This window comes from Corynebacterium tuberculostearicum, from assembly GCF_016894265.1.
Classification (GTDB): Bacteria; Actinomycetota; Actinomycetes; order Mycobacteriales; family Mycobacteriaceae; genus Corynebacterium; species Corynebacterium tuberculostearicum_D.
In genome coordinates, this window is sequence record NZ_CP069791.1 from 1,408,311 (window position 1) to 1,421,835 (window position 13,525).

The window sequence follows — 13,525 nt, forward strand, 5'->3', positions numbered from 1 at the left end:
CACACCATGGCAAACTTGCTGGGCATTGTGTTTTTCGCCCTTGGCATCGGGCTCACCGTAGCGCTGCACGAAGCAGGCCATATGCTCACCGCGCGCGCCTTTGGCATGCGCGTGCGCCGCTATTTTATTGGCTTTGGCCCGCGCTTATTCTCCTTCCGGAAGGGCCACACGGAATATGGGCTTGCGGCCTTCCCGGTAGGCGGGTTTTGCGATATTGCTGGCATGACCGCCCAGGATGAATTCCTCACCGAGGAAGAAGAGCCCCATGCGATGTATAAAAAGCCGTGGTGGCAGTGCATTATCGTGATGGCCGGCGGCATCGGTGTCAATCTGATTTTGGGCTTTGTCATCCTCTACTTTGTGGCGATGACGGCTGGTCTGCCCAACCCGGATGCTGACGTGCGCCCCCGTGTGGGCGAGGTGACCTGCTCGGCCAATCAGAAGCCGAACCAAGAACTGGAAAAGTGCACGGGTCAAGGCCCAGCCGGAAAAGCCGGCGTGCAGGAGGGCGATATCATCGTGGCCCTCGATGGCCAGAAGCTGGATTCTTTTACCCAGCTGCGCGATGAGGTAATGCAGCGCCCCGGTGAGACCATCACGCTGACGGTGGAGCGCGGTGGGGAAGAAAGGGACTTCCCGGTTCACCTTGATACGGTCAAGCGGTTGAACCAAGACGGCGAGCTAGTCGATGCTGGCTCTATCGGGCTGAGCAATCAGCTTATCGATGTCGTCGAAAAGCACGGCGCCGTCGACGCCCTGCCGGCAACCTGGCGCTTTAGCACCTACTCACTGAGCGCAACGATCGACGGGCTGAAGCAATTCCCGGGCAAAATTCCGGGTGTGGTGGCCTCCATCTTTGGCCACGAACGCGAGGCCGATGGCCCGATGTCCGTCGTCGGCGCTTCTCGCGTGGGCGGCGAATTGGCGGAGCGCTCCCTGTGGTCGATGTTCTTTATGATGCTGGCCACCCTGAATTTCTTCCTCGCGCTCTTTAACCTGATTCCGCTGCCGCCTTTCGACGGCGGACATATCGCCGTCATCATTTATGAAAAGCTGCGCGATGGCATCCGCACACTGGCGGGCAAGCCAGCTCTGGGGCCGGCCGATTACACCAAGTTGATGCCGGTGACCTATGTCATGGCCGCGCTGCTGATGGGTGTTGGGGCCATCGTGATCGTCGCCGATGTGGTCAACCCCATTCGGCTATTTGGCTAGCCGCCGCAGCCCCCGCTGCGTGCACTTCAGGCATAAAGCAAGCAGTGCTAGAGTGGGGGCGTTAATCACCCACCGTATGTATTTACTGTGCTTCAACAAGGAGAATTCATGTCGACCCCCATCGGTCTAGGAATCCCAGACGGCCCACCACCAGTCCTGCACCCGCGCCGCAAGACTCGTCAGCTGCAGGTGGGCCCGGTCGGCGTCGGCTCTGACTCGCCCATCTCGGTGCAGTCAATGACCAATACCAAGACGCACGACATCAACGGCACGCTGCAGCAGATCGCACAGCTGACCGCTTCCGGCTGCGATATCGTGCGTGTGGCTTGCCCTAAGCCCATCGACGCGGAGGCACTTCCGGCCATTGCCAAGAAGTCTCCGATCCCGGTGATTGCGGATATCCACTTCCAGCCGAAGTACATCTTCCAGGCCATCGATGCTGGTTGCGCCGCCATCCGCGTAAACCCGGGCAATATCCGCGAGTTCGATGGCCGTGTGAAGGAAGTTGCTAAGGCCGCAGGCGATGCCGGCATTCCCATCCGCATCGGCGTGAATGGTGGTTCTTTGGACAAGCGCCTGCTGGAAAAGTACGGCAAGGCCACCCCGGAGGCACTCGTCGAGTCCGCTATTTGGGAGGCTGGCCTCTTTGAGGAGCACGGTTATGGCGATATCGCTATTTCCGTTAAGCACTCCGATCCGGTTCTGATGGTGGAGGCCTACCGCCAGCTGGCGGAAAAGACTGATTACCCGCTGCACCTTGGCGTGACCGAGGCTGGTCCGAAGTTCATGGGCACCATCAAGTCTTCCGTGGCCTTTGGTGCACTGCTGGCAGAGGGCATTGGCGATACCATTCGCGTGTCCCTGTCCGCCCCGCCGGTAGAGGAAATCAAGGTGGGAGACCAGATTCTGCAGTCGCTCAACCTACGCCCGCGCAAGCTGGAAATCGTCTCCTGCCCGTCCTGCGGCCGCGCCCAGGTGGACGTTTACAAGCTGGCAGAAGAAGTTACCGCCGGCTTGGACGGCATGGAGTTCCCGCTGCGCGTTGCCGTGATGGGTTGCGTTGTCAACGGCCCAGGCGAGGCCCGCGATGCCGACCTCGGCGTTGCTTCCGGCAATGGCAAGGGTCAGATCTTTGTTAAGGGCGAGGTTGTTCGCACCGTGCCGGAAGACAAGATCGTGGAAACCCTCATTGAAGAGGCCATGCGCATTGCCGATGAGCAGGGTATGGAAGCCGTGGAAGGCGCCAAGGCTGAGGTTCGCGTAACCCAGTAATTTACCCACTTTGAGCAGACTGCCCCGCACTTCGGTGTGGGGCAGTCTTTTTTGGCGCTTGCGCTGCTAGAGTGCCAAGACATGAAGGACATGAAGAAGTTGGTCGCGCTGGTTGCAACTATCACGCTCGCCTCCACCAGCGTGGTTGCCTGTACACTGAAGCCGGTTTCTGCGGAACCGGTCGCGGAAGAATTCCTCCAGGGGATGGAATCCCGCAATAATGACGGCTTAGCCGCGCTTACCGACGCCCCCTCCGACGCCACCTCCGCCCTCGATGCCACCTACTCCGGCCTGCAGGCCGAGGGGCTCGACATGGAGCTTGAAGGCGTGGACCAAGATGAGAACCTCGCCACGGCGAACTACAAGGTCACCTGGGATCTGCCCAAGGATCGTACCTTGAGCTATGACACGCAGATGACGCTGACCAAGACTGAGGATGAATGGACGGTGCGGTGGAAGCCAAGCCTCATCCACCCCGACCTGGGAGCAAATCAGCACCTGGAACTGCGCGCACTGGAAGCAGAGCGCGCCAGCGTGGTGTCTTCCAACGGAGTGGAATTGATGAGCCCGGGGCTGAACTACCGGCTGGTGGTAGATACTAGCTCGCTGGATGATGTGCGGCCCACCGCTTCTAAGATCAGCGGCGCACTGGCTGCCGCCCACCGCCAGGATGACTCCATTGCAGAGATGGATGCCAAGGATCTGGCGAAAAAATTGGAGGATGCAGACGGCTCCTTTTCCGTCACCATGTTTACGGAGGATCAAGCCAAGGCTGTGCGCCCCAGGGTGGAAGGCATAGACGGCGCGCGCCTCAATGAAGAACCGGCTCTGGTCACCCGCGACCGTGGGCTGGCACCCGATCTGATGTCGCGTGTGCGCTCCGCGGTCCAGGATGAGGTCGATGGCCAAACCGGCTGGTCCATTTCTGTGGTCAATGAAAATGGTGCGGCGCTCTCTGATGTGGAAAAGCACGACCCTGATGCGGCACCGTCGATCAAGGTAGGTCTGGACTACGATGTGCAGCGTGCCGCGCAGGAGGCGGTCAACGAGCGTGCCGATTCCCAGGCCATGCTCGTAGCCATCCGCCCCTCCAATGGTGATATCTTGGCCGTCGCCCAAACCGAGAAGGCCGATGAAGACGGCGATGTAGCCTTACAAGGTCAGTACCCGCCCGGCTCGGTATTCAAGATTCTCACCGCAGCGGCCGGCGTAGAAAAGCAGGGGCTTAATACCGATACCATCGTTCCGTGCCCGGGCACCATGGATATCTTTGGCCGCGTGGTGACCAACTACAATGCCTTCGCCCTAGGCAGCGTTCCGCTCAGCCAAGCCTTTGCACAATCGTGCAACACTACCTTCGCGGATATTTCCACCAAGCTCAAGCCTGGTGAGTTGAAAGACATGGGAAAGAAGTTTGGCTACGGAGTGGAATACGATATTCCAGGCCTTACTACCATTACCGGTTCCATTCCGGAGGGCAAAGAACCACTGGAGCGCACTGAAGCTGGCTATGGTCAAGGCTACGACTTGGCTAGCCCTTTCGGCATGGCGCTGGTCTCTGCCACGGTAGCCAACGGCAAAACGCCAACACCTCAGCTGATTGAAGGCCATGAGACCAAAGCCTCCGATAAGCCGCAGCAGATTTCTAAGCCCGTGTTGGACAATGTCCGCAGCATGATGCGCCAAGTGGTCACCAGCGGTACTGCCCGCAGCATGGCTGCTGGCGGCACCATCTACGGCAAGACCGGTGAGGCCGAGATTAACGAGGGCTCGCACGCCTGGTTTACCGGCTACCGCGAAGAAGACGATATCGCCTTTGCCACCCTCGTGGTTTTGGGCGGCGGCTCCGATGTATCGGTAAATATCACGAGCAACTTCTTGCAGAAGGTCGATGATTACCGTTCAGGCCCACACGAAGGGGCAGCGCCCCCAGCCGAAGGCTAGAACCCCCGCCTGCCCTCGTGACCCCGGCTGCTGCATTATGGGCGTGGAGGACTACCATGGGAAACCATGAGTAATCGAGGAAAGCTAAAGCCAGGCAAGCCCACCCCCATCCTCACCGTGCCGGAGAGCATTGAGCGCCCCGAGTACGTGTGGAAGGACGAAGTGCAGGAGGGCATTGGCGAGCCCTACGTCCAGTCTCCTGAAGTCATTGAGAAGATGCGTGAGGCCTGCAAGATTGCAGCCAACGCACTCAAGGAGGCCGGCAAGGCCGTGCAGCCGGGCGTAACTACTGATTATGTGGACCGCGTGGCGCACGAGTACATGTGCGACCACGGCGCTTACCCGTCCACGCTGGGCTACCGCGGCTTCCCCAAGTCCAGCTGCGTTTCCCTCAATGAGATTGTTTGCCACGGCATCCCGGATACCACCGTGATTGAGGATGGCGACATCGTTAATATCGATATCACTGCTTATAAGAACGGCGTCCACGGTGATAATAACGCCACCTTCCTCGCCGGCGACGTCTCCGAGGAACACCGCCTGCTGGTAGAGCGCACCAAGGAGGCCACCATGCGCGGTATCAAGGCCGCAAAGCCCGGCCGTGAGATTAACGTCATTGGCCGCGTTATTGAGTCTTATGCCAAGCGCTTCGGCTACAACGTCGTGCGCGATTTCACCGGCCACGGTGTTGGCCCGACTTTCCATAACGGCCTGGTTGTCCTGCACCATGACTCGACCGTCTACCGCGATATCCTCGAACCGGGTATGACGCTTACCGTTGAGCCGATGATTAACCTCGGCTCCTTGGATTATGAGATCTGGGACGATGACTGGACCGTTCAAAACACTGACGGCAAGTTCACCGCCCAGTTTGAGCACACCCTTGTCATCACCGAGGACGGCAACGAAATCCTTACCATCCCAGACGAGGACTAGAAACTATAAACTAAGGCCGCCTCCATGGCCCAGTAGGCGAGTGGAGGCGGCCTTTTGCATGCTTGCCGACGCCCGACGGTAGACGCCAGACGCCGTGCGCAACGGGTTCACACTTAGCAACCAGCTGCGCATAGCAAAAGGGCCTCGTTCGAAGAACGAGGCCCCGTGCAAGCCCTAGCCATCTAGAGCCAATCTGCAGCTAATAATTAGCGGCGGAAGATTGGGTCCAGGATGTGCTGCGGGATGATGCCGTTGTGAACAGCGTAGTTGTAAGCGCCGATGATTGCGCCGATGACGGAGGTGATGCCCAGTGCGGTAGCACCCTTCTTCCAATCGGAAGCCCACTCCGGGATGTTTTCGGAGATTTCGGTGCCCCACATGTCCTCGCCGGTAACCTGGTTTTCAGGCTTAACGACAGGCTTGCCGTCCTGACCTTCGGACCATGCACCCTTCTTCTTGCCCAGCTGGGTGAAGGAGCTGGAGGAAGAGGAGGAGGTGGTGTTCTCGTTGGTGGAAGAGGACTCTGCAGAAGCAACGGCGGTGCCGCCGAAGGCTACGGTGACAGCGGTAGCAGCAGCAACGGCTGCGGTGCGGAAGTTACGCATTGTGAAAATTACCTTTCGGAAGTTTTGATTGAGCCGTGTGGCTGTTGCTTAGAAGGACGGGCCGTGAACGAAGAAGTTGTATACAGGGCCGATGATGCCGCCGAGCAGGGCGCCGATGCCTGCTACAACGGTTGCACCGTAGAAGACCTTTGCCCATGCCGGCTGGTCGGAGAAGTCCTTGGAAGAACCGAAGATGCCAACGCCGTTAGCTGCCTGGTCGCCCTCGAGCTTGTGGCCAAGCTCGGAGGACAGAGAGCCGCCGGACTTGCCGTTGTCATCGTCGCCGCCCTTTGCGGTGTTGGACGGGTTCTGCGGCTGTACCTCGATCTCGGTGCCGTTCTGGTTGACGGTCTCGTCAGCGGAAGCAACGGTGGTGCCGCCGAAGGCAACGGCGAGAGCGGTTGCGCCAGCGATAGCTGCATTGCGGATACGCATATCAAAATTCCTTAAAAGTCGTACTTGCAAGGCTTCCACATTGGGAAACCAAAGTGTTATTGAATGTACAGGGAACATCCAGAAACACGCGGTAGCCGTGTTCGTATCGGCTCTAGCCGGTGTCTCAACACAATTTAGTAAAACTGTTGTCCTTTTGCACGTCATGGGCCGAAATTCCGGCCATTAAATTTATTTGGGCCCCTTAAAGGAGTTGAATTCCCTGAAAATGCAAAGTAGGAATCCTTAGTCTGAAGTGGGAAGATATCTTATAGGCTGGGAAGATACTGGGCATGTGTGAGAAAGATCACGTAACAATTTACTTTTACCACTCCAGTCCCAAAAGGGCATTTTCCACTACTTCTGGCAGCGCAGGGTGGATCCAATATTGGTTGCGAGTGAACTCCCGCATGTCCAATTTGTAGGCCATCGCGGTAATCAATTGCTGGATGAGGGTGGAGGCCTGCGGGCCCATGAGGTGCGCGCCGAGAAGCTGCCCTGTCGCGCGATCGGCAACTAGCTTGCAGATACCGGTGCTATCTTCCATAGCCCAGCCGTAGGCAACGTCGCCAAAGTTCTGGACCTTGACGGTGACGTCGAAGCCCTTCTGTCGTGCTTGCTTCTCAGTTAGGCCCACTGTGGCGATTTGTGGGTGGGTAAAGATGGCGGCGGGGACATTGTCGTGGGGCAGTGGGCGGAGATCTTCTGGGTGGAGCAGGTTGTGCTGCACGGCGCGGGTCTCCGCATTGGCTACGTGCTTGAGCATGTACGGCGAGGAGACATCGCCAAGTGCCCAAACACCCTCGGCGGCGGTGCGGCCGAACTCATCGGTGCTCACGCGGGCGTCGGCAAGCAGCTCAATGCCTGCCTTGTCCAGATCCATTTGATCGCCGTTTGGGGTGCGCCCGGTAGCAACTAGAATCGCTTCTGCTTCCACGGACTCACCATTGTCGAGCTCCAACCGCACGCCCGTGTCAGTTTCCTCGAGCTTGGTGCCATTGGCTATGTGCACGTCGAAGCGATCGCGAGCAATTTGGTTGAAGCGCCTGGAAATGTCATCATCGAGGTGGCGCAGCAAGGTCTCGGACCGGTTGACCACGGTCACCTTGGTGCCGAGGCCGTCGAAGACGTGGGCAAACTCCATCGCGATATAGCCGCCGCCCACCACGATTAAGCTCTCCGGCTGGTGGTCCATGCGCATAATGTCTTCATTGGTGTAGTACTTGATGCCGGAATCTGCATAGACCTCCGGAATGACCGGCCGGGAACCGGCGGCAATGACGATCTGATCGCCACTGATGACATGGTTGCCAGTTTGTATGGTCTTGGGGCCAACAAAGCGAGCGTGTTCGTCGTAGACGGTGATATTAGGGGTTTCCTCACCGCGGCGGTACTGCTCGCCGCCTTGGGCAATCTGGTCGATGCGGTTGTTAAAGACGCGGTCCACAATGGAGTTCCAGTCCACGCTGTTGACCTGAGCATCTAGGCCTAGCCGGCCGGCTTCGCGTGCAGCCAAGGCGATGTCGGCGGCATAGACATACATCTTGGTGGGAATGCAGCCTACGTTGAGGCAGGTGCCGCCGAAGGTGCCCTTTTCAATGATGGCGATTTTCTGGTCATCAAAATCCGGGCTAGGGATGGAGTTTCCGGAGCCGGTGCCGATGATGATGAGGTCGAAATGTTCCTCGGCAGCGGGCGTGTGGGACTGGTGTGAAGTAGTCACGTTTATTCCTTATATATAGGGACTAAATTACTGAGTGGATTGTGGAGTATCGAGGACGGTGGGCAGCCACTTGTCACAGGCGTCAAAAGCTTCTTGGAGCGGGTCCGGAAGCGATAGGAACACATCGTGCCTAGCGCCCTTGATGGGATGCAAGGTGTAGTGGGCACTAAGTTCCTTTGCCCAGCGCCGCGTTTGCGCAACGTCGATGATGACATCTGCGTGGTTCACGCTGTCGGAGTAGGGCTGGCCCAATTGAGTGCGAGTGGACTGCAAGGTCAAGATCGGCACGCCGGCATCAACGCGGCCGCTGTGAATAGCATCAAAGCCGTGGAATACCGCGGCTATCCAACCGACATATTTCTTATGGCCGGCCAGCGGCTTAAAGCGAAGGTCAAAATCCCAGTCGCCGTAGAAATCCTTGTGCACGGACTCGCCGTAAGCAGTGAGATTACCGCCGGGTAGCGGAGTCATTGGGGCTATACGGCCCAATGTGTAGAGCAGCGGCTTGAGTGGTGTGAGGACCTGGCCGGGCACGCCCATCATGTCGAGCCACGGACTGTTCAGGATGAGGCCCGCCAGGCGCTGGTGGCGCTCTCGGTCGGTTCGACGTAGATGATCCATCCACAGCGGGGCGATCAGGCCACCGGTGGAGTGGGCGATGAAGATGACTTCATCATTGGGGATCGCATCAAGTGCGGCGGTGAGGTCTGTAAAATACAGCGCCAGGTCCGAAGCATAGTGCCACGATTGGCCCGAGCGGCGCGAGCGGCCGCACTTGCGCAGATCGATGGCATAAAAGTCATAACCCTCGGCGGCAAAGTGCTCGGCTACGTGGGTGTGGAAGAAATAATCGGTCATGCCGTGTAGCCACACCAGCGCTGGGCGTGACGGGGCCGCTGACTCACGTGCAGTACCACCCGCGTGCTCCGGCGCGTAGTGCACCAGCGTGGTGACCACGTCGCCTTCGCCATCGGGGTCTGTACCCAAGTCAATGGTGGCAGCTTCATAGTCGGGGCCAAGTTTGTCTGGGCCCCATACCGGGGAGTGTGTAACCATGCCTCGATTCTAGGTGCAACGAAGAATTTATGGTGCTGCTACTGGGGTGTAAATGGTGGGGGCAGAAATTCCCACATTTTTGCCACTGGTCTGGGGGAGAAATCCCAAATTGAATGAGAAAAGCGTAGAGTAAGGCCTTAATGCGTGACGCACTGCCAGGTTGTCATAGTGCAGCGATGGTGGCGCGGGGCGCTAAGCGCTAAAAATCAAGGCGTAGACCGCGCCGATGGATATCTATTTTCAATTCGAAGAGGTAATAACACAGTGTCCTCCGCTAAGAAGACAGCACAGGTTGTAGACGAGGTCGATGTAGCACTTATCGGTGCTGGCATCATGAGCGCCACCCTGGGTGCTATGCTCCGCGAGTTGGAGCCCAGCTGGACCCAAATGGTCTTTGAGCGCCTTGATGGCCCCGCATTGGAGTCCTCCTCCCCGTGGAATAACGCCGGTACCGGCCACTCCGCACTGTGCGAGCTGAACTACACCCCGGAGAAGAACGGCCGCATTGATATCTCCAAGGCTCTGGGCATCAACGAGAAGTTCCAAAAGTCTCGCCAGTTCTGGTCCCACCAGCTCAACAACGGTATTCTCACCGACCCGAGCGAATTCATTAATCCGGTTCCGCACGTGTCCTTCGCACAGGGCGAAATCCAGGTGGATTACCTCAAGCGCCGCTATGATGTGCTGAGCGAGAAGCACATGTTCCCGGGCATGCAGTTCTCCGCAGACGATTCCGACTTTGCTGAGAAGCTGCCGCTGATGGCGAAGGGCCGTGACTTCTCCAATAAGGTGGCCATTTCTTGGACCGACGCTGGTACCGACGTCAACTTTGGCGCGCTGACCAAGCAGTTCCTGACCGCAGCCAAGGCCTCCGGCACCGAGATCCGCTATGGCCATGAGGTCATCGATATCAAGCGTGATGGCTCCGCGTGGAAGGTGTACTCCAAGAACAAGCACACCGGCGACATCACCGTAGTTAAGGCCAAGTTCGTCTTCGTAGGTGCCGGCGGTTACGCCCTGGACCTGCTGCGTAAGGCAAAGGTGAAGGAAGTTGCCGGTTACGCAGGCTTCCCGGTATCTGGTCTGTGGCTGCGCTCCAAGAACCCGGAGCTTATCGAGCAGCACCAGGCAAAGGTCTACGGCAAGGCTGCCGTGGGCGCCCCACCAATGTCGGTGCCGCACCTGGATACCCGCGTGATCGACGGCGAGAAGGGTCTGCTCTTCGGTCCTTACGGTGGTTGGAGCCCGAAGTTCCTGAAGAAGGGCACCTACCTGGACCTGTTCAAGTCCATCCGCCCAGACAACATCACCTCTTACCTCGGCGTTGCCGTGCAGGAGTTCGGCCTGACCAAATACCTGGTGGATGAGGTGCGCAAGAGCTTCTCGGACCGCGTGGAAGCCCTGCGCGAGTACGTACCGGAAGCAAAGGAAAGCGACTGGGAAACCGTTATCGCTGGCCAGCGCGTCCAGGTGATTAAGCCTGCTGGTGCCCCGCAGTTCGGTTCCCTCGAGTTCGGCACCACCTTGGTGAATAACCAGGAGGGCAATATCGCCGGCCTGCTCGGCGCTTCCCCGGGTGCATCCATTGCCCCGGCCGTCATGCTGGAGCTGCTGGAGCGTTGCTTCGGCGAGCACATGATTGATTGGGCAGACAAGATTCGCGAGATGGTTCCGTCTTATGGCATCAAGCTGCGCAACGATGAGAAGCTGTACGACGAGATGTGGGAGTACACCCAGAAGACCCTGAAGCTGGACCGCTAAGAGCTAGCTTTCGGCCTCGTTAGCCCCTGCACCGCCGCTGTTGTGGTGCAGGGGCTTCGTGCGCTTTGAGCAAGGCGGGGAGGGATTAAGTACCGCAGTAGGTGAGGTAGCCCTCGAGACCATTAGGATCCGGCGATTCGAACGGTGGGTTGGGCTCCCACGGGTGGGTGACCGCGTGCAGGAGCTCCTGATACGGGCCCATCTCCCCGCGTTCGGCAGCATCCAGTGCGGATTCTACGGCGAGGTTGCGCGGGATAACCCGCGGCATGGCGTTATCGACGCGGGAAGGATCGGGCGAGGAGGCAAGGTAGTCATCCAAGAAGTCTCCCTCGGCAAAGAGCTCGCGGGCGTGGGTGGGGTGACCTGCGGCGGCGTCGGCAAGAGCGCGGTGAGCCAGCGTGATATCTGGACCGTTGAGCTGCATGGCTGCTGCATAGGAAGAAGCGACCTCCAGGGAGGTGTCCAAAGCCTTCGCCACATCTGCCCTGCGCTGGTGCTCAAAGCGGTCGCTAAAGCCGTTGATGGATTCTTGTGCAAGGCTCATGGCCTTATTCATGTCCATATCAAAAAGCGGCAGGAGGGATTCCGCTAAGCGGGCCAGGTTCCACCCCAGAATGGAGGGCTGATTGCCAAAGGTATAACGGCCCTGCCTATCGATGCTGGAGAAGACCGTCGCGGGCGAATAGGCCTCCATAAAGGCACAGGGGCCATAGTCAATGGTCTCGCCAGAGATGGTGGTGTTATCCGTATTCATCACGCCGTGAATAAAGCCCAAGCGCATCCACTGGGACACGGTGCGGATCTGCGCATCCATCACCTGGGTGAAAAATTCCTGGTAGTCCGCGCCAGGGTAGTGGCGCGCAATGGCATAGTCGGCCAATTGGCGGGTGTAATCCGTCTGCGCGGCTAGGTGAAAGGTGCCGACGCGGATGTGGCTAGCGGCCACGCGTACCACAATGCCGGCCGGTTGCACGTGCCCGCGCTGAATGGGCCGTCCGGTGGAAATAACCGCCAGCGCCCGGGTGGTGGGAACGCCCAAGGCATGCATAGCCTCAGAGACTAGGTACTCGCGCAGCATGGAAGACAGCGTTCCGCGGCCATCGGACCCGAGGCGGGAAAAGGGAGTAAGTCCAGTTCCCTTGGCATGGAGATCCCATAGCCGCCCGTCCTTATCCACCTCGCCCAAGAGCATGGCCCGGCCGTCTCCCATCTGCGGGTTAAACGCACCGAATTGGAAGCCGGAATAGGCCATGGCGTGGCCGCCCGCGCGGCCGGTAAGGAAATCTATGCCCTCGGAGGAGCGCAGCCAGTCCGGGTCAAAGCCCAACTGCCTGGCTAGTTCCTCGTTCAGGATGACCATCTGTGGGTTCGGTTGCTCCTCACCCTCGGTGGGGCGAACCAAGTGGGGAAGCTTCTGGGCAAAATCGTGGTGTAGCTGCATCTAAACCTCCAGTGTTCCGCGCACGCGAATCTGGGCGCGACCGCCCACCCAGATATCCGTGCCGTCATCGTTGATGAATACTTCGCCTGCCCGGCCAATCTGGCTGCCTTGTGTTGCTGTATAGCGCGGCGGCACCAAGTTACGCGAGCGCATAAACTGCGCGGCGCCGCCATTGAAAGAACCGGTGACTGGGTCTTCGAATTGGGTGGTAAAGGCCCGAACCTCATAGGCCGGCTCGCCCTCTGCGGCGTTGGGGTTAAGGCCCACAACGCCGACCTTGGGGCGCTCGCCCTGGGGCTTAACCGCACGCACCGCCTCGGCATCGCGTAATTGGAGCAGGCGCCAGCCCGGGCCATTGTCCACCCAGCCATGGTCGACAATATCCGCGCTATCTAGCCCCAGCCCACCGCAGGCCTCCTTCAGATCCGCTGGGCTTAGCGGTTCTTCGCGGCGCAGCGGCGGGGTAGCAAAGGACAAGACTTCGCCCTCTTCGCGGACGGTCACCAATCCCGCGCCGCACGCCTGGACGATACGTCCCTCCGTCCGCGGCTTGTTGCCCAGCGCCCGCCACGCGGCAGCGCTGCCCAAGGTTGGATGGCCAGCAAAATCAAACTCTTCATAGGGGGTGAAAATGCGCACGCGGTAGTCGGCGCGGGCGTCGCTGGGCTCTAGCAGGAAAGTGGTCTCAGAAAAGTTAGTCCAGTTCGCGATTGCCTGCATTTGCTGGTTACTCAGCCCATCAGCACCAGCAATCACCGCCAAGGCATTGCCGTTAAAGGCACCCGTGGCAAAAACATCAACCTCAAAGAACTCGTGCTGCATGCCCGCCAGTCTAGTCAGCCCCAGGGATGAGGACTATGGCCTAGAGCCTGCGCTAGCCTAGAAAGCCATGAAGAAGCTATGGCCGGATGCGGTTCGTGCCTGGGTAGGCCCGCCGTGGAGAATTATCATTCCGCTGCTTTTCGGGGGGGCTTCGGTGCCGGCGGCAGAAGGTGTTATTGATAGAACTTCGCTTTTCCAGGAGCTGGTTCTCGTACTTTATACAGTCGTTATTCCACTAGCACTCTGGCTACACCCCAAGCTCAGGGAATATGCCATCGGGGTCACTGCTATCACACTAACGGTGTGCATCTTTACCCC

The 13,525-nt window shown here is 58.9% G+C and carries 11 protein-coding genes; 5 read left to right on the plus strand and 6 right to left on the minus strand.

All coding sequences use genetic code 11. From position 1 onward, the window contains the following. The first annotated feature begins 6 nt into the window (after positions 1-6). From I6J28_RS06785 to map, 4 genes are all read left to right on the plus strand, one after another. On the plus strand, positions 7-1,215 hold the full coding sequence (locus I6J28_RS06785; RefSeq protein WP_204608551.1) for a M50 family metallopeptidase: 1,209 nt from the start codon (positions 7-9) through the stop codon (positions 1,213-1,215). A gap of 108 nt (positions 1,216-1,323) precedes the next feature. After that, positions 1,324-2,487, plus strand: coding sequence for a flavodoxin-dependent (E)-4-hydroxy-3-methylbut-2-enyl-diphosphate synthase (gene ispG, locus I6J28_RS06790; protein ID WP_179386645.1), 1,164 nt, complete (start codon positions 1,324-1,326; stop codon positions 2,485-2,487). Positions 2,488-2,577: 90 nt separating this feature from the next. Next, on the plus strand, positions 2,578-4,431 hold the full coding sequence (locus tag I6J28_RS06795; protein ID WP_204611421.1) for a penicillin-binding transpeptidase domain-containing protein: 1,854 nt from the start codon (positions 2,578-2,580) through the stop codon (positions 4,429-4,431). A gap of 66 nt (positions 4,432-4,497) precedes the next feature. Next, entirely contained in the window at positions 4,498-5,367 is an 870-nt protein-coding gene (gene map / locus I6J28_RS06800) for a type I methionyl aminopeptidase (protein WP_204608553.1), read from the plus strand. A 206-nt stretch (positions 5,368-5,573) separates the two neighbouring features. Here the strand turns inward: map and I6J28_RS06805 are convergent, their stop codons facing one another. The 4 genes from I6J28_RS06805 to I6J28_RS06820 form a co-directional block, all read right to left on the minus strand. After that, positions 5,574-5,972: a hypothetical protein gene (locus I6J28_RS06805; RefSeq protein WP_204608556.1), complete on the minus strand. Its 399-nt coding sequence runs from the start codon at positions 5,970-5,972 to the stop codon at positions 5,574-5,576. A gap of 48 nt (positions 5,973-6,020) precedes the next feature. Beyond that, positions 6,021-6,407, minus strand: a complete 387-nt coding sequence (locus I6J28_RS06810; RefSeq protein ID WP_204608559.1) for a hypothetical protein — start codon at positions 6,405-6,407, stop codon at positions 6,021-6,023. A 322-nt stretch (positions 6,408-6,729) separates the two neighbouring features. Further along, on the minus strand, positions 6,730-8,127 hold the full coding sequence (gene mtr, locus I6J28_RS06815; RefSeq protein ID WP_204608562.1) for a mycothione reductase: 1,398 nt from the start codon (positions 8,125-8,127) through the stop codon (positions 6,730-6,732). A gap of 27 nt (positions 8,128-8,154) precedes the next feature. Then, positions 8,155-9,183 carry an alpha/beta hydrolase gene (locus I6J28_RS06820; RefSeq protein WP_204608565.1) on the minus strand — a complete coding sequence of 343 codons (1,029 nt, stop codon included), beginning with the start codon at positions 9,181-9,183 and terminating at the stop codon, positions 8,155-8,157. A 264-nt stretch (positions 9,184-9,447) separates the two neighbouring features. On the opposite strand from I6J28_RS06820, the gene mqo reads away from it, so the two are divergent. Continuing rightward, positions 9,448-10,944 carry a malate dehydrogenase (quinone) gene (gene mqo, locus I6J28_RS06825; RefSeq protein ID WP_005325195.1) on the plus strand — a complete coding sequence of 499 codons (1,497 nt, stop codon included), beginning with the start codon at positions 9,448-9,450 and terminating at the stop codon, positions 10,942-10,944. Positions 10,945-11,029: 85 nt separating this feature from the next. Here the strand turns inward: mqo and I6J28_RS06830 are convergent, their stop codons facing one another. Both I6J28_RS06830 and I6J28_RS06835 read right to left on the minus strand, forming a co-directional pair. Beyond that, the gene (locus I6J28_RS06830; protein ID WP_204608568.1) at positions 11,030-12,385 is read right to left on the minus strand and encodes a protein adenylyltransferase SelO; all 1,356 of its coding nucleotides are present in this window, start codon (positions 12,383-12,385) and stop codon (positions 11,030-11,032) included. Then, a complete protein-coding gene (locus I6J28_RS06835) occupies positions 12,386-13,207 on the minus strand; it encodes a PhzF family phenazine biosynthesis protein (protein ID WP_204608571.1) in 822 nt (273 codons plus the stop codon). It abuts the gene before it with no gap. Between the last annotated feature and the right edge of the window lie 318 nt (positions 13,208-13,525).

Excerpts from the sequence above, each read along its gene's own strand:
- I6J28_RS06785 (WP_204608551.1), top strand. The coding sequence starts at position 7 with ATGGCAAACTTGCTGGGCATTGTGTTTTTCGCCCTTGGCATCGGGCTC.
- ispG (WP_179386645.1), top strand. The coding sequence starts at position 1,324 with ATGTCGACCCCCATCGGTCTAGGAATCCCAGACGGCCCACCACCAGTC.
- I6J28_RS06795 (WP_204611421.1), top strand. The coding sequence starts at position 2,578 with ATGAAGAAGTTGGTCGCGCTGGTTGCAACTATCACGCTCGCCTCCACC.
- map (WP_204608553.1), top strand. The coding sequence starts at position 4,498 with ATGAGTAATCGAGGAAAGCTAAAGCCAGGCAAGCCCACCCCCATCCTC.
- I6J28_RS06805 (WP_204608556.1), bottom strand. The coding sequence starts at position 5,972 with ATGCGTAACTTCCGCACCGCAGCCGTTGCTGCTGCTACCGCTGTCACC.
- I6J28_RS06810 (WP_204608559.1), bottom strand. The coding sequence starts at position 6,407 with ATGCGTATCCGCAATGCAGCTATCGCTGGCGCAACCGCTCTCGCCGTT.
- I6J28_RS06820 (WP_204608565.1), bottom strand. The coding sequence starts at position 9,183 with ATGGTTACACACTCCCCGGTATGGGGCCCAGACAAACTTGGCCCCGAC.
- I6J28_RS06830 (WP_204608568.1), bottom strand. The coding sequence starts at position 12,385 with ATGCAGCTACACCACGATTTTGCCCAGAAGCTTCCCCACTTGGTTCGC.
- I6J28_RS06835 (WP_204608571.1), bottom strand. The coding sequence starts at position 13,207 with ATGCAGCACGAGTTCTTTGAGGTTGATGTTTTTGCCACGGGTGCCTTT.